Raw genomic sequence first — 21,202 nt, 5'->3', positions numbered from 1 at the left:
GGCGGAGTGTAGCATCGGCATCGATGGGCTTTGCACGAAGAGATCGTTTTCTCTGGCAACTGCGCTCACGCCAACTGTCACTCGGAGAGCGCACGCTGGTGATGGGGATCGTGAACGCCACACCCGACTCCTTCAGTGATGGAGGCCACTACGATCCCCTGGCGCATGGGTTGCGACTGCTGAACGAGGGCGCGGACATCCTCGATCTTGGCGGTGAATCGACACGTCCAGGTGGTGCGGGCGAGGTCAGCAGGGAAGAGGAACAGAGCCGCGTTCTCCCAGTGATCGAGGCATTGACTAAGGCAGGAGCAATCGTGAGCGTGGATACCTATCGCGCTTCGACCGCGCGGTTGGCCATCGAAGCCGGAGCGGAGATTGTGAACGATGTCTCCGGCCTGCTGTGGGATCCGGAGATGGCAGCGACCTGCCGCGCGTTGGGCTGCGGCGCCGTTCTGATGCATACCCGCGGCAAACCGTCGGAATGGGCGACGCTGCCACCGATGACGGAGATCGTGCCAACCGTTGTTCGTGAACTGAAGCAGCGCATCGAAGAGAGTGGCATTGCACGGGATCGCCTGATCGTCGATCCCGGCTTCGGCTTCGGCAAGCGCGGAGAAGAGAACTTCACGCTGATGGCAGGACTGGGAAGCCTGAAAGAACTCAGCCTGCCAATCATGGCCGGCGCGTCGAGGAAGGGTTTTCTCGATGGTGACGTACGGGATCGGGAGTTTGCGACAGTAGCGATGCATACTGCGGCGATTCTTGCCGGAGCACATGTGATTCGTGCACATAACGTCAAAGCGGCGGTGCAGGGAGCACGCATCGCAGACGCCATTCTGATGTGCCTATAAGAACCAAGCCACCCATGCTCTGGGTGCCCCAGGTCCGGGGTCCCCGACGAACTTGTTCGTTGGGGTGGTGTCCCTAAGGGGACCTGGGCCCGGCCTTTACTTTCCAGACCTCAAGATACGGTGAAGCACCGGAGAAAAACGGTTCGCGCGTAGCGCGAATACCCAGGTCCCCTAGGGACCTGGGGCACCCGCTTCTTGCCTCACACAGGATTCGTCTAGGCCCGAAAGCAGTGTGCAGCGTGGTCGTCGACCATGCCGATGGCCTGCATCCAGGCATACACGATCACAGGCCCGACAAACTTGAATCCCCGCTTGCGAAGGTCCTTTGAGATCAACTCAGAGGCTGGTGTCTGCGCGGGAACACGACCAGTACGATTGACCGTTGGCTTTCCTCCGGCGAGCTTCCAGTAGTACTTTCCGAAATCCTCTCCGCTCTTTTCCATCGCAAGGAAAATCTTCGCGCCTTCGATAGTGGCCACAATCTTGGCGCGAGCGCGGATAATGCCCTCATCCTGCATCAGGCGCTCGATATCCTTCTCCGTGAACTTCGCCACCTTCACCGGATCGAAGTTCTTGAAGGCACGACGGAAGCCTTCGCGACGGCGAAGAATGGTCTGCCAGGAGAGACCCGCCTGAAAGCCTTCCAGCATCAGGCACTCCCACATGGCGCGGCTGTCGCGCTCCGGACGGCCCCACTCTCTATCGTGATACTCCTGCATCAACGGGTCGGACCCGGCCCACCCACAACGTACTTTTTCAGCCATTGAGCTTCGTTCCACAGTCATTACAGAATTTCGCAGTCGGCGATGCGCTCACACCACAGGACGGACAAACGCGGGCAACCGGAGCGCCGCACTCACCGCAGAACTTTCCGCCGGTCAACGGAGCATTGCAGGCAGCGCAAGCAGCCGCTGCTGCAGCCTTTGCCGGATCGGCCGGATTGGCGGAGGCAGGCAGTTGCCGAACATCGTGGCCTTCAATCTCCGCATTGCCGTGATTGAACTCCACCTGCACATCCGGGCGTACGTCGATGCCGGAGACATAGTCGGTCGTCGCGGCCTTGTCCTCCAATTGCTGCTGCGAGGCGCGCAACTGGGCATGGGTGCGCTGCGAGATGATCTCCTGCTCGTACTTTGGGGTGCAGCCGGCGCATTGCTGCGCCCGGGTATTCCAGCAGATCTCGTTGCAAACCCACTTGCCGCAACGCTGGCAGCGGGAGAACTTCTGCTTTACCTCGGCAACCGCTTCCTGCAGCGCCGAGTCGTGCGCCTTGCCCCCGATCGCCCGCTGAATGTCGTACGCCGAGTCGCGGGCTCCGCCCAAAAAGCCTCCGAAGATACTGCTGGCTGCCTCCAGAATCGAGCCGGCGGCCCCCAGAGCAGACGGCTTGTAGCTCGACATATAGCCGGAGCTGCAGTGGTCGCAGCGGAATTCGAACTGGTAACCACGGTCGGTTGAATGGTCGGAATAATTGCGGACGAACTCGATCATCGCCATCGGCGGGGGCTCCGTTGCGCTGTAAGTGGTTGTTGCTTCGCCTGCTTAATGTACCGCGAGCGGGGTTAATTTCCGGGTTTCTGCCCCTGATTTCCTCATCAGGATTCAGCTTTCCTCATCAGGATTTACCGCAAAATAATGGTAGCCTGAGGGCGAAGGAAAAACGAAATGCTGATTGCTCTGGCCGCGCTGGAAGGCTTGACGTTGTTACTGGTACTCGTGCTGCTGCTGCGCAAGCAGGGTCCCGCTGTCGATCCCGAGCAGATGCTCCGGCTGGAGACGAAGACCGACGCCCTGGAGGCCGCTCTGCGTAACGGCTTCAGCGATGCCCGGCGAGAGGCCCAGGAAGCGACCTTACGCACCCTGGAGGCCAATGCCAAGGCCGCCAGCGAGCTGCGGACCGAGGTAACAGCCAGCATCTCCAAGCTCAGCACCGTTCTGACCGGCGGCCTGGACAGCTTCCGCGCCGACAACAAGAGCTCCTCCGTGGACCTGCAGAAGGCGATGAACCTGCAGATGGACTTCCTGCAGAACCGGCTTGGCCAGTTCGCCGAGGCACAGCACCAGCAGGCCACCACCCTGCGCGAGAGCCTGAACTCCAAGCTGAACGACCTGAGCACAAGCAATACCCAGCACCTGGACAAGCTGAACCGCGACAACGCCGCCAAACTCGAAGAGATGCGGCAGACGGTCGATGAGAAGCTGCATGCCACGCTGCAGACCCGCCTGACCGAAAGCTTCGGGCAGGTAACGGATCAGTTAACCAAGGTGCACGCCGGGCTGGGTGAAATGTCCAAGCTCTCCGAAGGCGTGGACGACCTGAGCCGGATCTTCACCAACGTGAAGTCACGCGGCGGCTTCGCCGAAGTCCAGCTCGGTATGCTGCTGGAGCAGATGCTTGCCCCGAGCCAGTACCTGCAAAATGCCCGAGTCAAGGCAAACAGCCTGGAAGTCGTGGAGTACGCCGTCCGCTTCCCCAGCCCCCAGGGCGAGACGCTGCTGCCGATCGACGCCAAGTTCCCGCGTGAGGACTGGGAGCGCCTGGAAGCGGCCTACGAGCGCGGCAATCCGGAAGAAGTTCACACCGCCGGTCGCGCCTTTGAGGCCGCCATCCGGACCGAAGGCAAACGGATCTGCGACAAGTACATCCAGCCGCCGGTGACCACGCCGCACGCCATCATGTTTCTGCCGACGGAGGGCCTCTACGCCGAGGTGATGCGCCGCGACGGCCTGCAGGCTGAGATCCAGTCCAGGTGCAACGTCACCATCGCCGGTCCGAGCACATTATCAGCCATTCTGACTAGCTTCCAGATGGGCTTTCGCATGCTCGCCATCCAGGAAAAGGGCGACGACGTCTGGAAGGTGCTCTCGAAGACGCGCAATGAATTCAGTAAGTTTGGCGACCTGATGTCGAAGATGGAAAAGCAGGTCAGCACGGTGCAGAACACCATCGAAAGCCTGAATATCCGCACCCGGGCCATCAACCGGACCCTGCGGGACGTAGAGATGGATGAAGGCAACCTGGGCGACCTTGACGGGATTCCATTTCCGGAACTGGGGAACATTACCCCCCTGCTGGCCGCATCGGAAGAGGAACCGTTTTAACCCGGTTCGTTTTCCTTTGCACGCGGTTGTTTTACACTCAACAGGGCGTTTCGTATCCTAAGATTTCGCGGAAATTGGCCGCGTACGGTCGCAGACGCATCAGGTTTTGTGCAGTACCAAGATTCATAGAGGGAAAGAGACAGGAGACTCAACTCATGGCAGATGTTTCAGAAAAGGTGAAATCAATCATTGTGGAGCAGCTTCAGGTGGACGAGGCCGAGGTGACCCCCGGTGCAAGCTTCCAGGAAGACCTGGGCGCCGACTCCCTGGACGTCGTCGAGCTGGTCATGCAGTTTGAGGAAGCCTTCGACATCCAGATTCCGGATGAGGACGCTGAGAAGATCAAGACTGTAAAGGACGCGATCGAGTACATCGAGTCGCACTCGAAGAAGTAACCAAAGGAATCACGTGGAAAAGCGTCGCGTCGTTGTAACAGGCCTGGGCCTGATCTGCGGTGTCGGTAACACGGCCGCAGAGGTTTGGGACGGACTGATGGCCGGCAAGAGCGGTATGGCGGAGATTACGGCATTTCCTCTGGAAGGCCACCCCGTCCGCTTTGCCGCCGAGGTCAAGAATTTCGATCCGTACAAGTTCATCGATAAAAAAGAGGCCCGCAAGATGGGCCGCTTCATCCACTTTGCCATCGCCGCCGCAGACGAGGCGATGCAACAGAGTGGGTTGAAGGTTACCCCCGAAAACGCCGAGATGGTGGGCGTGCATATCGGCTCGGGCATCGGCGGTTTTGATGTCATCGAACGTGAGCACACCAACCTGATGCAGGGCGGTCCGCGCAAGATCTCGCCCTTCTTCATTCCGGCTTCCATCGTGAATCTGGCGGCGGGCCATGTCTCCATCCGTTTTGGAGCCAAGGGACCGAACGAAGCCACAGCCACGGCCTGCACCACCAGCGCGCACGCCATCGGTGACGCGTACCGCATCATCGAACGAGGCGATGCCGACGCGATGATCGCCGGCGGAGCCGAAGCTGCCATCACGCCTATGGGCGTGGGTGGCTTTGCCGCGATGAAGGCGCTCTCCACCCGCAACGACGACCCGACACACGCCTGCCGCCCCTGGGACAAGGACCGCGACGGCTTTGTGGTGGGCGAAGGTGCGGGCATCCTGGTTCTGGAAGAGCTGGAGTCTGCGAAGAAGCGCGGAGCCACCATCCTGGCCGAGATCATCGGCTACGGCATGAGCTCGGATGCCTACCACATGACCGGTATGGCTCCCGAGGGCGAAGGCTGCTACCGTGCCATGGCGAATGCACTGAAGTGGGCAGGCATCAAGCCAGAGCAGGTTGCCTACCTGAACGCACACGCCACCAGCACGCCGCTGGGGGATGCCCTGGAGTCCAAGGGTATCGAGAACCTCTTCGGCGAACACGCGCTGAGCCACAAGCTGCTGGTCAGCTCCACCAAGTCGATGACGGGCCACCTTCTGGGCGGCGCCGGCGGCCTGGAGGCGGGTATCACGATCATGGCGATGCAGAAGAGCATCGCTCCGCCGACGATGAATCTCGAGAACGTAGATCCCGAGTGCAAGCTGAACTACGTTCCTGGGAAGTCTCAGTCCGTGGAGATCGACTACGCCCTGTCGAACTCCTTCGGGTTCGGTGGAACCAATGGTTCGCTGGTCTTCAAGAAGTGGTCTGAGTAATTTTCATAAAAGTAAAAGCAAAGCCGCGAGAGCAATCTCGCGGCTTCGCTTTTTGGGGCTGGTCTTTGGGAGCGCCGATACTCTGGGTGCCCCATCCATTGCAAAGCAATGGGTGGGATATTGAGCCACATCATTCCCACTCACGCTACACGTGAATGGGGCACCCAGTTTCTCGGTCAATTTGACGATGAGCACTCAACTGAATGCGGCAGCGAAACCGACCTTCATCAGCGCGATCAACACCCACCAGATAAAGACTGCGATGATCCCTTTACGAATCGGCAGCTTTGCAACGATGGCGCAGCCGATTCCGAGCACGATGTACTCCCAGATCTCGAAGATGTCGATCGAGGTCAGCAATGCATAGAGCGGGCCGCTGTGACGATCAAGGTAATAGCCAATGTTGGTACCGACGGGATCCTGAAAGGTAAAGATCTCCGGCGGGTCCGTCACCCACAACATGAGTGCGGCCAGCAGGAACTTCGTAACAGCGATCAGAGAGCCATACATCATTACGGCGAAGAGCCGGCCGTAGGTGGCTTCGCCTCCGAAGCCGAAGTTCACAGTCCCCCAAAAGAAGAGCGTAAATAACGCACCAAAGATGATCATCACGACCGGGAAGGAATAGACGGTGATCTTCATGCCGATCATTTGCTGCTTCTGAACCGTCGCCACCTGTTCGGCGGTCATCCCCTGGACCCGTTCTTCCATCTTCGGATTGGCTTTGATGGCGCTTTCAGCCAAGGCGTCATATCCGACACGGGTCGCAGCACTGAAAGTGAAGATGTAGGAACCGATAAAGATCAGCAGAATAGGCAGCAGCACGTTGCGGCTGTGCTTGAGAACATCGGTAAATGTCTTTGACGGAGCAGTAAAAGTGTAGATCACCCGCTGAATCTGCGAGAGTCCTGGCTCCGTGGAGGTTACTTCAGCTTCAGTCATCAACGTTTCCCCCTGTGCGAAGCGATTGTAGGATGAAACCTCCCTCCGGCGGGCAAGAATTTAGATAAGCGGCCGTTCTATCATGCGAATGGCATGAGTGTTGAATCCCGAATCGAATCGCTGCGTGAGACCCTGCGTCATCACGAGTACCTGTACTACGTCGAAGACTCCCCTGAAATCGAAGACGCTGAGTACGACACTTTGATGAATCAGTTGAAGGCACTGGAAGCCGAACATCCGGAGTTGATTACACCTGACTCTCCGACACAGCGCGTCGGCGGCCGTCCCAAAGAGGGCTTTGCCAAGGTGGCGCACTCGCGCCCCATGCTCTCGCTCGATAACGCTTACAACGAGGCTGAGCTGCGCGCCTGGGCCGACCGCGTGCATGCCGCATTGCCTGCAGGCGAGACAGTCGAATTCGTCTGCGAGCTGAAGCTCGATGGCCTCTCGCTGGCGCTGCATTACGGAGCTTCCGCCAATGGAGCCTCTGTACTGCAGCGCGGCCTCACACGAGGCGACGGCACGACGGGTGAAGATGTCACCACCAATGTCCGTACCATTCGCAGCGTACCGCTTGCGGTCTCTGCCGCGAAGCTGAAGAAGGCCGGCATGCCACAGGAGTTCGAAGTCCGCGGCGAAGTGGTAATGCCGCAGGCCGCCTTCCAGAAGATGAACGAAGAGGCTGCTGCCGCGGGTCTGCCGGTGAAGGCGAACCCACGCAATGCCGCCGCCGGCACCATCCGCACACTGGAGCCAAACATCGTCGCCCAGCGGCGGCTCGACTTCTATGCCTACTTCCTGCTGCGCGACGGCGAGACACTTCTGCCGGGCCAGCAGGAAACGCTCGATGCTCTGAAGACCGCAGGGTTCCGTGTGAACATGCATGGCTCCTCCGCGAAGACCATCGACACCGTTCTGAAGTTCATTGAAAAGGCGGAGACCCAGCGTGACGATCTTGGCTATGAGATCGATGGTGTCGTCGTAAAGGTCAACTCCACCGCGCAGCAGGCGCGGCTGGGATTTACCGGCAAGGCTCCACGGTGGGCCATCGCGTATAAGTTTGCGGCTCGCGCAGGAGTGACACAGTTGAAGGGCGTCGGCTTCCAGGTAGGACGTACCGGCAAGCTGACTCCGGTCGCGCGTCTGACACCTGTCTTCATCGGCGGCACCACCGTCAGTAATGCAACGCTGCACAATGCCGACGAGATCCAACGACTGGGCGTGCGCATTGGCGACTGGGTGCAGGTCGAACGTGGCGGCGATGTGATTCCCAAGATCGTGAAGGTGGACGAGAGTCATCCCCGCGGAACCGAAGAGATTGAGTTTCCTAAGCACTGCCCAGTCTGCGGCGAGCCGGTCATCCGCGAAGAAGGCGAGGTGGACTGGCGCTGCGTCAATGCCAGTTGCCCGGCACGCCTGCGCGAAGAGTTGCTGCACTTCGCATCGCGTGGCGTGATGAATATCGAAGGCCTTGGAGATGCGCTTGTCGCGCAGCTACTTGGTCAGGCAGAGATTGCTCCCTCTGAAGGCGAAGAAGAGGCTGCAGAACCGGTAGCTCGCAAGGCGCTGATCCATTCCGTCGCTGATCTGTACACGCTGACGATGGATCAGTTGCTCACGCTGGAACGCATCGGTAAGAAGTCGGCGCAGACACTTCTGGATGAGATTGAGCACTCAAAGAAGAATCCCCTGTGGCGCGTTCTTCTGGGTCTGGGAATTCGTCACGTCGGCGAACGCACCGCACAACTGCTGGCCGAAGAGTTTGCCTCGCGGGGACAGGACTATGAAGCGATGCAGGCATTGATGGATGCCACGGAAGAAGAGCTGCAGCGCGTGCCTGAGATCGGCCCCAAGGTCGCGGAGGCCATCCATGAGTTCTTCGCAGGCCACAAGAACCGGCAGCTCGTAGAGCGGTTGCATAAGCTTGGCTTCAGCTTCACCGCGGAGAAGCGGCAGAAGACCTCTCAACTCGAAGGCATGACCTTCGTACTCACCGGCACGCTGCCAACACTCAAGCGCGAGGATGCGAAGACGATGATTGAAGCAGCCGGAGGAAAAGTCTCAGGCTCGGTCAGCAAGAAAACAACTTATGTCGTCGCAGGAGATGAGGCGGGGTCGAAACTGGACAAGGCCAACGAGCTCGGTGTGAAGGTGATTGATGAAGCCGCCCTTCTCGCCATGTTTGGTCAATGAGCGTCCAGCTCGACCCGTCTTGTTTTAGGTTGTCAGTATGAGCGTAGCGAAGCGGGGAAATCTGGTTTGCTATCGATTCTTCGCGGCTTCACCGCGAAGAATCGCGTATCGCGCTACCCGCGATTGTCCTGCTTAAGGGCACGGCTTCAGCCGTGCCGAAACAGTGCTTGAAAGATTTGCGGCTTTAGCCGCTGAGGGCACTTGACCTGAATGCCTGACCTCAGCGGCTAAAGCCGCGTTCTTTGCTGATGCCGATACGGGACGGCTGAAGCCGTCCCCTTAAGCAAGGCATTCGCGCGTTGCGCGAACAAAAATCGCGCAACGCCTACAAGACCGCAAATCACTGATGTTTGAGCGCGGAGCGGAGAGATCTGCTTCTCTGCCGATACTCTCAGTACAATCGATAACCTTAGTGAGCATCCAGCTCCACCTTGCCAATATGCTTCGGCGGCCGCTTCAACAACAACACCAGCGGCAACACACCAAGCAGCACATACGGACTGGTTGGTCATAAAAATGACTGACTAGTCATTAGAGAGGTGCAACCCGGCCGGGATTCATTATGTTAGCTTGGCTTGAGTGTCCGTTAGACCCAAATCCCGCCGCCAGGTTTTAACGGACTTCCGCCGTTCCGAGATCCTGGATGCCGCCCTGAAACTCTTTGGCAAGAAGGGGTTTGCGGAGACCCGCATGGACGATGTGGCCGAGAAAGCCAAGGTCGCCAAAGGGACGCTCTACCTCTACTTCTCCTCCAAAGAAGAAATCTATGAGACGGCAGTGTCGCAGGCGATCGAAGAACAGCGCGAGCGCATCCGCGAGGCATTGGACGACGTGATCGGAACAGCGAACCGGCTGCGCGTCCTGCTGCAGATCCGTATGAGCTTCTGGGAGACGCAGCCCAATGTCTACCGCATGCTGGTAACACTCGGCCGCGAACGCAGCCACAGGAAACAGACCCACACTCTGCTGCAGGCCACTGTGCGGGAGTTGGTAGGGATCTTCGAAGAGGGTGTCAAAGCGGGTGAGATCCCTGCACGTGACTTCGAGCCGATCGGCTGGGCTGTCATGGATATGCTGCGTGGCATGAATGAACGTCGCCTCTACGGCGAAGCCGACAGCACACCGGAACAGGACACGGCGATCCTTCTTGCGCTGGTGCTGCCTGCTATCGGCCTTCGCACTCAGGCATAGTCTTCGCGATAAGGCGTGAAGACGTCCAATACCTCACTGGCTTCAAACGCACGAGCCTGATGCACGGCATCCCCAGGCACGATGATGCTGTCGCCGGCATGTAGCGTGTGATCGCCGTCAGGTGTGGTGAGCACGATGTGTCCGCTGATGACAAAGACCAGTTGCTGATGCGGATGCGAGTGCGCCGCGCCGACCCATCCAGGCTCCATGGTGTGCCGGACGAGCATCATCTCCGGCGTATAGCTCATCACCTGGCGCTTCAGGCCGGGTTCTGGGTTGGTCATCTGGTCATTGTTGCGGTGCACCACATCGCTCATGGCTTCAGCATACGTGATGCACCACAATATTCGCGGGAAACCCATAACGGGTGCCCCATGTCCCCTTAGGGACATGGGTATTCGAGCAAAGCTCGAACCGCTTTTTGTTTGTCATTTCGTAGTGACCAACGGGAACGGAGAAATCTGCTTCTCTACCGAGAATAAAAAGAGCGGTCGCGCATGGCGCGTTGCCCCACCCTTTCGCCGTTGGCGAAAGAATGGGGCAACGGGAGTCTTCGTGGTCAAGCCGACTACAAACACTATCGGCTGAAGTTCGTCTGCTTCTTCTCCCGCTCGCGTTCCAGCGCGAGCTGGATCAGGCGATCGATCAGTTGCGGATAAGTAAGACCGGTCGCCTCCCACAGCTTGGGATACATGCTGATCGAGGTGAAACCCGGCATCGTGTTGATCTCGTTCAACACTATCTTCGGGTTCTTGATCTTTTTTCCCTTGGCGTTGACCGCAGGCTCCATCAGGAAGTCCACACGCGCCAGGCCTGCGCAGTCGCAGGCGCGAAAAGCAGCGATGGCCATCTCGCGGATCGTCTTCGCTTCGCTCTTGGTAAGCTTCGCCGGAATCACCGGCTCAGAGGTGCTGGTGGAGTCGTACTTCGACTCGTAGTCATAGAACTCACGGTCGGGAACGATCTCGCCAACGACCGAAGCCTCAGGAAGGTCATTACCCAGGACCGCGACCTCAAGCTCGCGGGGCTTCACACCCGCTCCGCCGACACCTTCCTCGATGACGATCTTGCGGTCATACGAAGCAGCGAGGTCCATGGCTGCGGCCAGCTCACCGCGATCGTGCACCTTGCTGATGCCGACCGATGAGCCAAGGTTCGCCGGCTTCACAAAGACCGGGTACTGCAGCTTCTTTTCGATCTTGCGAGTGACACGCTTCGCATCGGAGCTCCACTCGCCGCGCAGCACCGTCACGTGCGGCGTGATGGGAAGGCCCTCGGCGAGGAACATGCGCTTCATCGCGTCCTTGTCCATGCCGGTCGACGATCCCAGAACACCGGAGCCGACGTAAGCGATATCCGCCAGCTCAAAGAGGCCCTGGATGGTTCCGTCTTCACCGAAGGTGCCATGCAGGACGGGGAAGATCACATCAAGCCCATGCGCATCTGCGGCGGCTGCAGCCGCAGGTGCGAGCCCCTTGCCTGCCTTCTTCTCCACCGCCTTCACCCTGGGTGCCGGCGGAATGATGGTGACGCCGGCATCGGACTCCTGCACCGCCGCCTCACCCTCCAGCAGCGCCTGGGCTCCTCCACCATTGAGCCACTGGCCCTGCTTGGTGATACCGATGGGCACGACCTCATACTTCTTGGGGTCCAGAGCCTTCAGGATGGAAGCGGCAGAACGCAGCGAGACCTCATGCTCACCACTGCGACCGCCGAACAAAACGCCGACGCGAAGCTTCTTTTTCATCACTTATGAGGGTACGGCCTGACGGCAGGCGAAGGAAGTATCGCGAAAGGATAAACGTTGAAAGTTAGATACCTCGGCAAGGAAAGGGCAAAAACCGGGGAACCCAGGTCTCGGGAGGAATTTGGATGTTCGCGCTGCGCGCGATTGTCCATTCAATACTCGTCTTTGCTCTGAATAAAGCTCTGCGGTGTGCCGTCTTCCGGATTCACGAAGTGAATGTCCGTAGGCTCGCGGCGAGGTGTGTCGATCGCGAGAAAGACAACCGGCCCTTCGAAGATCTCGGGCATCGCGTGCACTATCTCCTTCTTGAAAACAAGGAACGTCCCCGGGCCGAATTCACTGATCTGCTCCGGGCTCTCCATCCAGAAAGTGCCTCGCCCTGAGATCACGTAGAGATGTTCGTTACTCAGCTTATGAAAGTGAGCCGGCGTTGGACGGTAGACACGGAAGATACGCGTGCTCGCCTCCGGCTCATTGGTCATGTAGTGGTCGAGGAGAAGAGATGCTGCTTCGTTCGGAAACGCATTTGCAATCGCAGTCGTATCAAAGCGACCAGACTTGCTAACCTCCGCCATCTCTTCTCCTCACTCAATTACGGATAGATCCGATTCAGCGTACGAGCAAACGGAATCGTCTCGCGCACATGGTCGAGGCCGCAGACCCACGCAACCACACGTTCAATACCCATACCGAAGCCGGCATGCGGCACTGAGCCGTACTTGCGCAGATCCAGATACCACTGGAAGGCTTCGAGCGGCAGGTTGTGCGCTTCGATACGGCTCTTCAGCAACTCATAGCTGGAAACGCGCTGGCTGCCGCCGATGATCTCGCCGTAGCCCTCGGGCGCCAGCACGTCCAGGCACAGCGCCTTGGTTGGATCATCTGAGTCGGGCTCCATGTAGAAGGCCTTCACCGCCGCCGGATAGCGATGCACCATCACCGGGCGATCGAACTGGCTGGAGATGTAGGTCTCATCCGGAGATCCGAAGTCGTCGCCGTAGGTATGCGGGTTCTCGATGGCGCCGTTCTTGTAGGCCTCTTCCAGCATGGCGTGGGCTTCGTCGTAGCTGATCTTCGGGAACGGAGCCCCGATGGCCTCCAGCTTCGCGACGTCGCGCTGCAGCACCTTCAGGTCGGCCTGGTGGCCTTCGAGCACGCGCTTCACAATGTGCGAGACGAACTTCTCCGCGAGCTCCATCAGGCCGTCGAGCTCCAGATATGCGACCTCCGGCTCGATCATCCAGAACTCCGTCAGGTGGCGGCGGGTCTTCGACTTCTCCGCGCGGAAGGTCGGGCCGAAGCTGTAGACCTTGCCCAGCGCCAGCGCGGTGGCCTCGATGTAGAGTTGGCCGCTCTGCGTCAGGTAGGCCTTCTCCTGATCGAAGTAGTCCATCTCGAAGAGCTCCGAGGTTCCTTCGCAGGCGTTCGGTGTCAGGATGGGCGGATCGGTGCGGATGAAGCCGTTGGTATCGAAGTACTCCTGCGCCGCGCGCATGATGGTCGCTCGAATCCGCAGAATCGCCGACTGCCGCGGCGTGCGTATCCAGAGATGGCGATGCTCCATCAGGAAGTCGATGCCATGTTCCTTGAGCGAGATGGGGAAGGGCGTCTCTTCAGGGATGCGGTGGATGACCTCGACATTTTCGACATCGAGCTCGAAGCCCGAGGGAGCGCGCTTATCCGCACGCACCTTGCCGATGACGACCACCGATGACTCCTGCGTCAGATGCTTGATGGTCGTGAAAACCTCTTCCGTCACGGCCGCCTTGGGCACAATGCCCTGGATGGTGCCGGTGCCGTCGCGAAAGATGGGAAAGAGGAGCTTGCCGCTCTCGCGGAGGTTATAGAGCCACCCGCGCAGGGTGACGGTCTGGCCTTCATGCTGGGCAAGCGAGGCGATAGTGGCGAGGGGAGCTGCGGCGACTGCGGAATCACTCATTGCGGATTCCATTCTAGCCCCGCCACCGGGGCTCGTTGCCCGACTAACCCGCCCAACCGACCGCAAAACTGGGCGCCCCATCCATTACGGAGTAATGGGTGGGATATTCGCGAGGCGAACCGGATCGGATTTCGTGAGCGTGACTGCCCTGGAATTCTGTCCGCCATCAAGATGAGAGAAAAAAAGACGTTCGAGCTTCGCTCGAATCGTTCACCCCAACGAACAAAGTTCGCCGGGGACCCCGAATCTCCCACCCATGGCGTTGCCATGGATGGGGCACCCAGTGTGTGGGTGTTCCGAATTTATCGATTTCCTAAACGCCCAGGAGCTTCCAGGCCTCGACGGCCTTCTGTGACGCCGTCTCGGCCGTCTCATGCAGATCGTGGGTGATCTCCAGAACGCCGATGGGTGCCTGTGGAAGGGCGGCGATCAGTTCGGCTGTCTTCTTCCAGTCGATTCCGCCGCTGCCTGGCCAAAGATGTTCATCCTTCACGCCCTGGTTGTCGTGCAGATGCAGTTCGCGGATACGCGCCGCCAACAGCGTCAGAGCCTCTTCCACGCCGTTGGGACGCAGATGACAGTGCCCCAGATCGACGCAGATGTTCACGGTGTCGAAGTGGCCAACGCGCAGAATCTCCAGCAGATGTTCCGGCGAGGTGACATCGTTGTCCAATGTCTCGATCAGCGTCTTGATTCCGAGGGGACCTGCAAAGGCCTTTATATGTTCGATAGCCGACAGAGAGTTCTCGAGGGCGCGCGGCGACCAGGTGTCGCCCTTCTGCCCCAGGTGCAGCACGATCGACTCGAAGGGAATGAAGTCCGCCGACTCCAGCGAGCGCTTGATCTCGTCCATCGCCTGAATGCGCTTGGATTTATCCGGATCGATCAGATTAACCGTCTGCGACAGGTCGCGGGACCAGTGGGCGCGGTCGTGTAGCGGCTGATGCAACGTGGCCAGAACATTGTTCGAGCGGAACCAGTTCCCCAGCTCACGAGGGGCGGAACGGTCTGTGTAATCAAAGTGATGGCGCGCGGCGAAGATCTCAATAGCCTCTGCTCCCCCGGACGCGAGGGCGTCGAGGAGGCCAGGATGGAGCCGCTGCTCCAGAAACACGTGTGTGGAAATGGCCCTAATCATCCGAACATTTGACGATATAGCCTACCCGAGGTTGCGCAAAAGTGGTTTGTTTGGTTCATGATTCACCTCGGCAGAACCATGTTACCTGCGCAACATGATTGAATGGTGAGTCGTGGAGGGAATGGGATGCGCCGCTTTGCTGTAATCGCCCTTGGATTGAGTGTAGGTGTGGCCTGGTGCCAGGCTCCAGCAAGTGAACAGAACCCCGTACCGGAACAGCAGGTGGTGAAACCTGCCGAAGCCGCCGCCCCGGCGACGCCGGTCTCGGTCCCCGTGCAGAAACCCCCGGTACCGGACCAGATCTCCATGCCGACCGACAAGACCATCGCCGGCCTGCAGGGCCGCGTCCTGGACTTCGCCCAGCTCAGCCGCTATCGCGAAGACAATGCCAAGCTCGCGCCTCCGGCTCCCGGCGAAAAGCGGGTAGTCTTCTACGGCGACTCCATCACCGACGCCTGGGGACGCCGCGGCGGAAAGTTCTTTCCCGGCAAACCCTGGATCAACCGCGGCATCAGCGGACAGACGACGCAGCAGATGCTTATCCGCTTCGAGCAGGACGTCGTTCATCTGAAGCCTGTTGCTGTGGTTATTCTTGCGGGAACTAACGATGTCGCCGGCAACACCGGCCCGGAAAACCTGCAGATGATTCAGGACAACATCACCAGCATGGTGGCCATCGCCAAAGCGAACAACATCCGCGTCGTGCTGGCCAGCGTGCTGCCGGCAAAGAAGTTCGGCTGGAATCCTGACGTCCAGCCCGCCGAGACGATCCGCACACTGAACCAATGGATCGAGCAGTACTGCGCGAAAGAAAAACTCACCTTCCTGAACTACTATCCGTCCCTGGTCGACAACGAAGGCGGCATGAAGGAAGATCTCGCCGCGGACAAGACCGTACATCCGAATGACGCCGGATATGCCGTGATGGAGCCGCTGGCGCAGGCAGCGGTTGAGAAAGCACTGAAGTAAGAGTTAAAAGTTAAAGGTTTGCAAGTTAAAGCGTTAAGGCATGGGCAGCAAGAACATTGTTCTTTCACCCATGCCTTCGCTTTGTGTTTTGGTGAGGCGAATCATTCGCCTTGCCTATGCGTTAACGCTTCAACTTTTAACTTTCAACTTTTAACTCTTACTTCAGTCCAGACTGGTGATGAATTGCTCAAGCAACGAATTGAATCCTAGAGGCTGTTCGAGATTGGGCAAGTGCCCAACACGAGGCAGGACCGCAAGGCTGCACCTGGGAATCAGAGCCTGCATGGCTTGCCCCTGCGCTTCGGACGAATAAGAGTCTTCATCCCCAAGCACGATCAGACACGGAAAGGTGAAGCCACGCAGGGCATCGCGGTAGTCGCGACGCATCGCGCGCCCTCTCACCGCGGCAGCCGCAGACTGTGGGCGGGTGGCGCAGATCATGCTGTACACCGACGCAGCAAGGTGAGGCATCGCCGAGATGGAGCTCTTGCCGATCAGTCTTGGCAATACCTCACACCCCACGAGCGCCATTCCGTCTTGTTCCATTCTTTCCGCTGTTCGGAGGCGGTCGGCGACGCCTTCTTGTGTCTCTGCTTCTGCAAAGGTGGCCGCTAATACCATTCCCTCCACACGATCGGGAAATCGCCGTCCGAACTCCATGGCAATCTGTCCGCCCATCGACAACCCGACAACAATCGCCTTGCGAATTTTCCGTTCGTCGAGGATCTCCGCCAGATCGGAGGCGAATTGTTCCTGAGTGACCGGCCCGTCCGGTAAGACAGGAGAATCGCCGTAGCCCCTTAGATCGGGGACGATCAGCCGGTGACGATCGCGCAACGCATCAACCTGGGGTTGCCACATCGAGCGGTTGAATGGATGCCCGTGAATGAAGAGTATGCTGCGCGGACCCGCGCCGATATCGTCGACCCAGGTCATACCCATCTCCCCTCAAAGTCGCAAATGAAACCGATGGACTCGTTCATGAAGCAAACGTAGCGTTACCGGTTCTGTAATGCCTAATCCTGGGGATCATGCTTCTCGCCTCATCCATGAGTAATACTCATGGAATGGGAGTGACTCACAAGAAGATCAGCACAGCCGAGATCGAATTGCTCATGGCGCTCGGCAGCAGAACGAGTTTCACCAGCGTTGCAGCCGATCTTGGTATCACCCAGTCGGCTGTCTCCAAAGCAATCGTTGCGTTGGAGGAACGATATGGCTTCGAGTTGGTCGTTCGCGGACGGAGCGGTTGTGTTCCAGGCAAAGAACTGCAGCGCCTGCGTCCTTTGCTGCGACAGGCCCATCACGCCCTTGCTGCCGTTGAGGGGAAGCTGGCAGGCCGAGGTGCGTCCATGTCCGGCAGCATCCGCATTGCGGGTTTCCGGAGTGCAATCAGCCAATTGCTGCCGCCTGCCCTCAACGGATTGTTGTCCCGGAATCCCGACCTCGACGTCTCCATTCAGATCGTGCGCGAAGTTGGCGGCGGTGTAGGGGAGCAGGTAGTCCAGGGGAACGCGGACTTTGGTATCACAACCGGCAGGCCACCAGCCTCCCTGCGGTCATGTGTACTGGGCTTCGACTACTACCTTTTGATACGTCCCGAGAAAGGTAGACAGGCAGCGATGGACCGGATCATTTTGTGGAATGAGAACTGCTCCTCGTGTGTTCCTGAAATTCTTTCTGCCCTGGGATACCGGCCGAAGCACAAAGTATCTGTACAGGATGACTCGACGGTCGTGGGCATGGTGGGGCAAGGCGGAGGCTTCACCGTCATGCCAAGGCTAGCTGCCCACCCACTACCAGCGGGGGTGAAGGCGGAGGTGCTGACAGCCTACAAGAGGACGATGTGGCTTTGCGGAAATTCGATCATGTGGTCCTCAATGGCTGGGCGAGCCATTCGGCGCGCCATTAGCAAGGCAGCGAAAGACGCACTCGATCGCTGATTGCGCTAGAGAATTACCGATGAGCCATCCATAGGCCGGAGGGGCCCAAGTAAATGTAGGTGGCAACGGCAAATTTCAACATTGACAATTCAATACGCACAAGCGTATTGAATTGTCATGCGCCCTTCTCTTCGTGAGGACATTCTCAAGGCCGGTCTGAAGGTGATGTTCAAAGCCGGGTATCAGGGGGCTTCGGTCCGCGACATCTGTGAAGCGGCCGGAGCTCCGCATGGATCGTTTACCAACCACTTTCGTTCGAAGGAAGCCTTTGCCCAGGAGGTCCTTGACCGCTACTTCGAGAACCTGCAGGGGCACATCCAGCGATCGCTGGGTGACAAGACGCTTTCCCCGCGGCAGCGGCTGGAGCGTTACCTGGAGATCATCAGCGACGTGCTGGCCGCAGATAAGTGGGGCCGTGGATGCCTGATCGGCGATTTCAGCCTGGAGACGGTCTCGCACAGCAAGCCCCTGCGCCAACGCCTGGAGGAGATCTTCGAGGAGTGGCGGATCCCCTTTGCCGCCTGCATCGCCGAGGCACAGGCGACCGGAGAGATCGACAACACCTTTGATCCAGTTGACCTGGCTGAGTTTCTTCTTTCGTCGTGGGAGGGAGCCATTCTTCGCATGAAGGTTGAGCGTGGACCGGCGGCGCTGGAGCGCTTCCGCAAGATCATCTTTCAAACCGTGTTCAAGGAGCAACGATGAACGTACTGAGTGATGTGATGCTGTCTCAGGTCGAGGTTCTGGGCTCGACCATGGCCTACCGCGAAGCAGGAACTCCTGGAGCTCCAGTGGCTCTGTTCCTCCATGGGAACCCGACATCGTCGTATATCTGGCGCAACATTATTCCGCTCGTCGCTCCGGTAGCGCATTGCATCGCTCCGGACCTGATCGGCTTTGGGCAGTCGGGCAAGCCCGCAATCGAATATCGCTTTGCGGATCATGCCCGCTATCTCGATGCATTTCTTGAACGGATGAACATCACATCGGCGTATCTCGTCGCGCAGGACTGGGGCACGGCTCTTGCCTTCCATCTTGCCGCACGTAAACCGGAGTTTGTGCGCGGGCTTGCATTCATGGAGTTCATTCGCCCCATGCCCACCTGGAACGACTTCCATCCGGAGCAGATCGACACCTTCAAACGCCTCAGAACACCAGGTGTGGGTGAAGAGATGATCCTGGAGAACAACGTCTTTATCGAACGCGTACTTCCGGCAGCAACCATGCGGAAGTTCACCGAAGAAGAGATGGAGGTCTACCGCGCTCCCTTTCCGACACCGGAATCACGCCGCCCCACCTGGCGTTTTCCTAACGAGCTGCCCATCGCCGGAACTCCCAGCGATGTATACGCCACGATGGAAGAAGCACACCAAGCACTCGCCGAATCAACCTATCCGAAGCTGTTGTTTGTGGGCAATCCAGGCGCGTTGATCTCACCGGCATTCGCAGAAGGCTTCACGAAGAACCTGAAGAACTGCGAAGTCGTCCAGCTTCGCTCGGGCCTTCACTATCTCCAGGAAGATCATCCGGATGTGATTGGAGCCAACATCAAGGAATGGATTGAAGAGTTAAAAGTTGCAAGTTAAAAGTCAAAGCGTTAACGCGCGGGTGAGGCAAAATGCATTGCCACATCGAGCGAAAAAGCGAAGGCATGGGTGAAGAACAAAGTTCTTGCTACCCATGCCTTAACGCTTTAACTTTCAACCTTTAACTTTTAACTCTTCTCAATATCCTGCTGCTTTGCCATAGTGCCTCCGCCCATCGTGTCCACCGAGCAGCTCTCCCGTCTTTGGATCAACAGCGATCAACTCGCTGTCACCCCAGACGCCTGGGTTCTTCTCATCGAACTCGCCGGAACGTTTGATGGTGTAACCCATCGCTTTCAACTGCTCCACCACGTCGAGTGGGAACTTCTTCTCCACGCTTAGTTCATCGGGAAGGTACTGGTGATGGAAGCGCGGTGCGTCTGCCGCCTGCTGTACGTTCAGATGATTGTCGAGAATAGAGATGATGTTGTTGGCCACCGTCGAGATGATGGTGGGGCCACCGGGTGAGCCAAGCACGAAACGTACCTTGCCCTTGCGGTACCAGTGATTCTTCGTCGTCACAATGGTGGGCGTCATGGCCGAGAGTGGACGCTTGCCGGGAGCAATCGCGTTTGCCGGACCTTGAATCAGCCCGAAGCCATTAGGCACGCCCATCTTAGAGGCGAAGTCGTCCATCTCATCGTTGAGCAGGAAACCAAGACCATCGACAGTAACAGAAGAGCCAAAGAGAAAGTTCAGCGTGTAGGTATTGGACACCGCCATGCCGTCGGAATCCATCACGGAGAAGTGCGTGGTCTCGGTCGACTCCTTTGCCGGCGGAACCGTGGGTGCGGGAGGCATGAAGCCTGCAGGACGCACCAGGTCCTTCGATGGGGTGGGCTTGCCGACGGCGAGGGTCTTGCGCCAGGCCTCGTGATACTTCGGATTGGCCATCTCTTTCAGTGGCATCTTCATGAAGTCGGGATCGCCGAGATAGTCCCCGCGGTCCATGAAGGCGCGGCGATACGCTTCGATGATCAGGTTGACCTGCGCCGCACTACGGTCGGAGCCGAACTTCGGCAGGTCATAGCCGGTAAGAATGCCCAGCGACTCCAGCAGCACAATGCCGCCCGAGCTCGGCGGAGGCGAGGTGATGATGTGGTAGCCGTGATAGTTACCCTCGATGGGCTTGCGATCTTTCACTTCATAGGCTGCCAGATCGGCGGCGGTGATCAGACCGCCGTTCTTCGCCTCGAAGTCGGCGATCTGCTGCGCCATCTTCCCCTTGTAGAACTCAGTGGGATCGGCGGCGATGCGGCGCAGCGTGGCCGCCAGCTCCGGCTGTTTGAATACTTCGCCGGGTGTATAGAAGTTGCCGTCGCGCTGATAGATGCGGTGCGATGTTGGGAACTTCGCCAGGTTGGCGCTATGCAGCGTACCAACCTCCTCATCGCTGAAAGTAAAGCCTTCTTCCGCCAGACGGATGGCGGGCGCCATGACCTTCGCCAGGCCGAGCTTACCGAAGTGCTGTTCCGCATAGGTAAGCCCGGCGACTGTTCCTGGCACGCCGCTGGCCTTGTAGCCGGTGATCGACATGCGCGGAATGACGTTACCCTTCTCGTCGAGATACATGTTGTCCCAGGCGGCCGCCGGAGCCTTCTCTCGATAGTCCAGAAAGTGTGTCTTGCCATGCTTGTCCCGGATGAGCATGAAGCCGCCGCCGCCGATGTTTCCGGCCTGCGGGAAAACCACCGCAAGAGCAAAGCCGACAGCCACGGCCGCATCTACGGCATTCCCGCCCTGTTTCAACATGTCCAGACCGGCGTCGGAGGCATCGTGCTGAATGCTGACCACCATGCCATGGCGGGCACGCACCGGCTCCGGCGACTGCGCCTGCAATGCAACAACTTCAAAGGGAAGAGCGAGCGAAAACAGAGATACGGCGGCAGCGATCGACCGGAAAGTCAACGGGCATTGCTCCTTCATGAGCGGTACGGATGCC

At 58.7% G+C, this 21,202-nt stretch carries 20 protein-coding genes; 10 read left to right on the top strand and 10 right to left on the bottom strand.

Annotated features, from left to right (window positions below; translation table 11 throughout):
* Nucleotides 1-23: 23 nt before the first annotated feature.
* A complete protein-coding gene (gene folP, locus AB4Y89_RS13235; protein ID WP_442301404.1) occupies nt 24-851 on the top strand; it encodes a dihydropteroate synthase in 828 nt (275 codons plus the stop codon).
* Between the two features lie 215 nt (nt 852-1,066).
* Here folP and AB4Y89_RS13230 read toward each other — a convergent pair whose 3' ends face one another.
* Together AB4Y89_RS13230 and AB4Y89_RS13225 are read right to left on the bottom strand one after the other, a co-directional pair.
* Nucleotides 1,067-1,615: a DNA-3-methyladenine glycosylase I gene (locus AB4Y89_RS13230; protein ID WP_442301403.1), complete on the bottom strand. Its 549-nt coding sequence runs from the start codon at nt 1,613-1,615 to the stop codon at nt 1,067-1,069.
* Nucleotides 1,608-2,348: a zinc ribbon domain-containing protein gene (locus AB4Y89_RS13225; RefSeq protein ID WP_442301402.1), complete on the bottom strand. Its 741-nt coding sequence runs from the start codon at nt 2,346-2,348 to the stop codon at nt 1,608-1,610. The genes AB4Y89_RS13230 and AB4Y89_RS13225 overlap by 8 nt, the downstream gene beginning before the upstream one ends.
* A gap of 168 nt (nt 2,349-2,516) precedes the next feature.
* On the opposite strand from AB4Y89_RS13225, the gene rmuC reads away from it, so the two are divergent.
* The 3 genes from rmuC to fabF all read left to right on the top strand — a co-directional run bounded on the left by rmuC (nt 2,517) and on the right by fabF (nt 5,612).
* Nucleotides 2,517-3,953 (top strand): DNA recombination protein RmuC, encoded by a 1,437-nt coding sequence (rmuC, locus tag AB4Y89_RS13220; RefSeq protein ID WP_442301401.1) that lies wholly within the window; start codon nt 2,517-2,519, stop codon nt 3,951-3,953.
* Nucleotides 3,954-4,108: 155 nt separating this feature from the next.
* The gene (locus AB4Y89_RS13215) at nt 4,109-4,348 is read left to right on the top strand and encodes an acyl carrier protein (RefSeq protein ID WP_147646572.1); all 240 of its coding nucleotides are present in this window, start codon (nt 4,109-4,111) and stop codon (nt 4,346-4,348) included.
* 13 nt (nt 4,349-4,361) lie between these two features.
* Complete coding sequence (fabF, locus tag AB4Y89_RS13210) at nt 4,362-5,612, top strand: beta-ketoacyl-ACP synthase II (RefSeq protein WP_442301400.1); 1,251 nt, start codon at nt 4,362-4,364, stop codon at nt 5,610-5,612.
* Between the two features lie 195 nt (nt 5,613-5,807).
* Here fabF and AB4Y89_RS13205 read toward each other — a convergent pair whose 3' ends face one another.
* Nucleotides 5,808-6,554: a YIP1 family protein gene (locus tag AB4Y89_RS13205; RefSeq protein ID WP_442301399.1), complete on the bottom strand. Its 747-nt coding sequence runs from the start codon at nt 6,552-6,554 to the stop codon at nt 5,808-5,810.
* Between the two features lie 93 nt (nt 6,555-6,647).
* Between AB4Y89_RS13205 and ligA the strand changes: the two genes are divergently transcribed.
* Nucleotides 6,648-8,747 carry an NAD-dependent DNA ligase LigA gene (gene ligA, locus AB4Y89_RS13200; RefSeq protein ID WP_442301398.1) on the top strand — a complete coding sequence of 700 codons (2,100 nt, stop codon included), beginning with the start codon at nt 6,648-6,650 and terminating at the stop codon, nt 8,745-8,747.
* A gap of 579 nt (nt 8,748-9,326) precedes the next feature.
* Nucleotides 9,327-9,938: a TetR/AcrR family transcriptional regulator gene (locus AB4Y89_RS13195; RefSeq protein WP_442301397.1), complete on the top strand. Its 612-nt coding sequence runs from the start codon at nt 9,327-9,329 to the stop codon at nt 9,936-9,938.
* Here the strand turns inward: AB4Y89_RS13195 and AB4Y89_RS13190 are convergent.
* From AB4Y89_RS13190 to AB4Y89_RS13170, 5 genes are all read right to left on the bottom strand, one after another.
* Nucleotides 9,929-10,255: a cupin domain-containing protein gene (locus tag AB4Y89_RS13190; protein ID WP_442301396.1), complete on the bottom strand. Its 327-nt coding sequence runs from the start codon at nt 10,253-10,255 to the stop codon at nt 9,929-9,931. The genes AB4Y89_RS13195 and AB4Y89_RS13190 overlap by 10 nt on opposite strands.
* A gap of 260 nt (nt 10,256-10,515) precedes the next feature.
* On the bottom strand, nt 10,516-11,685 hold the full coding sequence (locus AB4Y89_RS13185) for a D-alanine--D-alanine ligase family protein (protein ID WP_442301395.1): 1,170 nt from the start codon (nt 11,683-11,685) through the stop codon (nt 10,516-10,518).
* A 152-nt stretch (nt 11,686-11,837) separates the two neighbouring features.
* Nucleotides 11,838-12,260 carry a cupin domain-containing protein gene (locus AB4Y89_RS13180; RefSeq protein WP_442301394.1) on the bottom strand — a complete coding sequence of 141 codons (423 nt, stop codon included), beginning with the start codon at nt 12,258-12,260 and terminating at the stop codon, nt 11,838-11,840.
* 17 nt (nt 12,261-12,277) lie between these two features.
* Nucleotides 12,278-13,624: an asparagine--tRNA ligase gene (gene asnS / locus AB4Y89_RS13175; protein ID WP_442301393.1), complete on the bottom strand. Its 1,347-nt coding sequence runs from the start codon at nt 13,622-13,624 to the stop codon at nt 12,278-12,280.
* 313 nt (nt 13,625-13,937) lie between these two features.
* Nucleotides 13,938-14,762 carry a sugar phosphate isomerase/epimerase family protein gene (locus AB4Y89_RS13170; RefSeq protein ID WP_442301392.1) on the bottom strand — a complete coding sequence of 275 codons (825 nt, stop codon included), beginning with the start codon at nt 14,760-14,762 and terminating at the stop codon, nt 13,938-13,940.
* A 126-nt stretch (nt 14,763-14,888) separates the two neighbouring features.
* On the opposite strand from AB4Y89_RS13170, the gene AB4Y89_RS13165 reads away from it, so the two are divergent.
* Nucleotides 14,889-15,731 (top strand): SGNH/GDSL hydrolase family protein, encoded by an 843-nt coding sequence (locus tag AB4Y89_RS13165; RefSeq protein WP_442301391.1) that lies wholly within the window; start codon nt 14,889-14,891, stop codon nt 15,729-15,731.
* A 162-nt stretch (nt 15,732-15,893) separates the two neighbouring features.
* Here AB4Y89_RS13165 and AB4Y89_RS13160 read toward each other — a convergent pair whose 3' ends face one another.
* The gene (locus AB4Y89_RS13160; RefSeq protein ID WP_442301390.1) at nt 15,894-16,667 is read right to left on the bottom strand and encodes an alpha/beta fold hydrolase; all 774 of its coding nucleotides are present in this window, start codon (nt 16,665-16,667) and stop codon (nt 15,894-15,896) included.
* 131 nt (nt 16,668-16,798) lie between these two features.
* On the opposite strand from AB4Y89_RS13160, the gene AB4Y89_RS13155 reads away from it, so the two are divergent.
* From AB4Y89_RS13155 to AB4Y89_RS13145, 3 genes are all read left to right on the top strand, one after another.
* Nucleotides 16,799-17,674 carry a LysR family transcriptional regulator gene (locus tag AB4Y89_RS13155; protein ID WP_442301389.1) on the top strand — a complete coding sequence of 292 codons (876 nt, stop codon included), beginning with the start codon at nt 16,799-16,801 and terminating at the stop codon, nt 17,672-17,674.
* Nucleotides 17,675-17,791: 117 nt separating this feature from the next.
* Nucleotides 17,792-18,379: a TetR family transcriptional regulator C-terminal domain-containing protein gene (locus tag AB4Y89_RS13150; protein WP_442301388.1), complete on the top strand. Its 588-nt coding sequence runs from the start codon at nt 17,792-17,794 to the stop codon at nt 18,377-18,379.
* On the top strand, nt 18,376-19,260 hold the full coding sequence (locus tag AB4Y89_RS13145; RefSeq protein WP_442301387.1) for a haloalkane dehalogenase: 885 nt from the start codon (nt 18,376-18,378) through the stop codon (nt 19,258-19,260). The genes AB4Y89_RS13150 and AB4Y89_RS13145 overlap by 4 nt, the downstream gene beginning before the upstream one ends.
* 138 nt (nt 19,261-19,398) lie before the next feature.
* Here the strand turns inward: AB4Y89_RS13145 and ggt are convergent, their stop codons facing one another.
* The gene (gene ggt, locus AB4Y89_RS13140; protein WP_442301386.1) at nt 19,399-21,186 is read right to left on the bottom strand and encodes a gamma-glutamyltransferase; all 1,788 of its coding nucleotides are present in this window, start codon (nt 21,184-21,186) and stop codon (nt 19,399-19,401) included.
* Nucleotides 21,187-21,202: the final 16 nt, after the last annotated feature.

Source organism: Terriglobus sp. 2YAB30_2 (assembly GCF_052114765.1).
Classification (GTDB): Bacteria; Acidobacteriota; Terriglobia; order Terriglobales; family Acidobacteriaceae; genus Terriglobus.
Note: the sequence above shows the minus strand (reverse complement) of the source record. Positions and strands in the feature narration are given on the sequence as shown.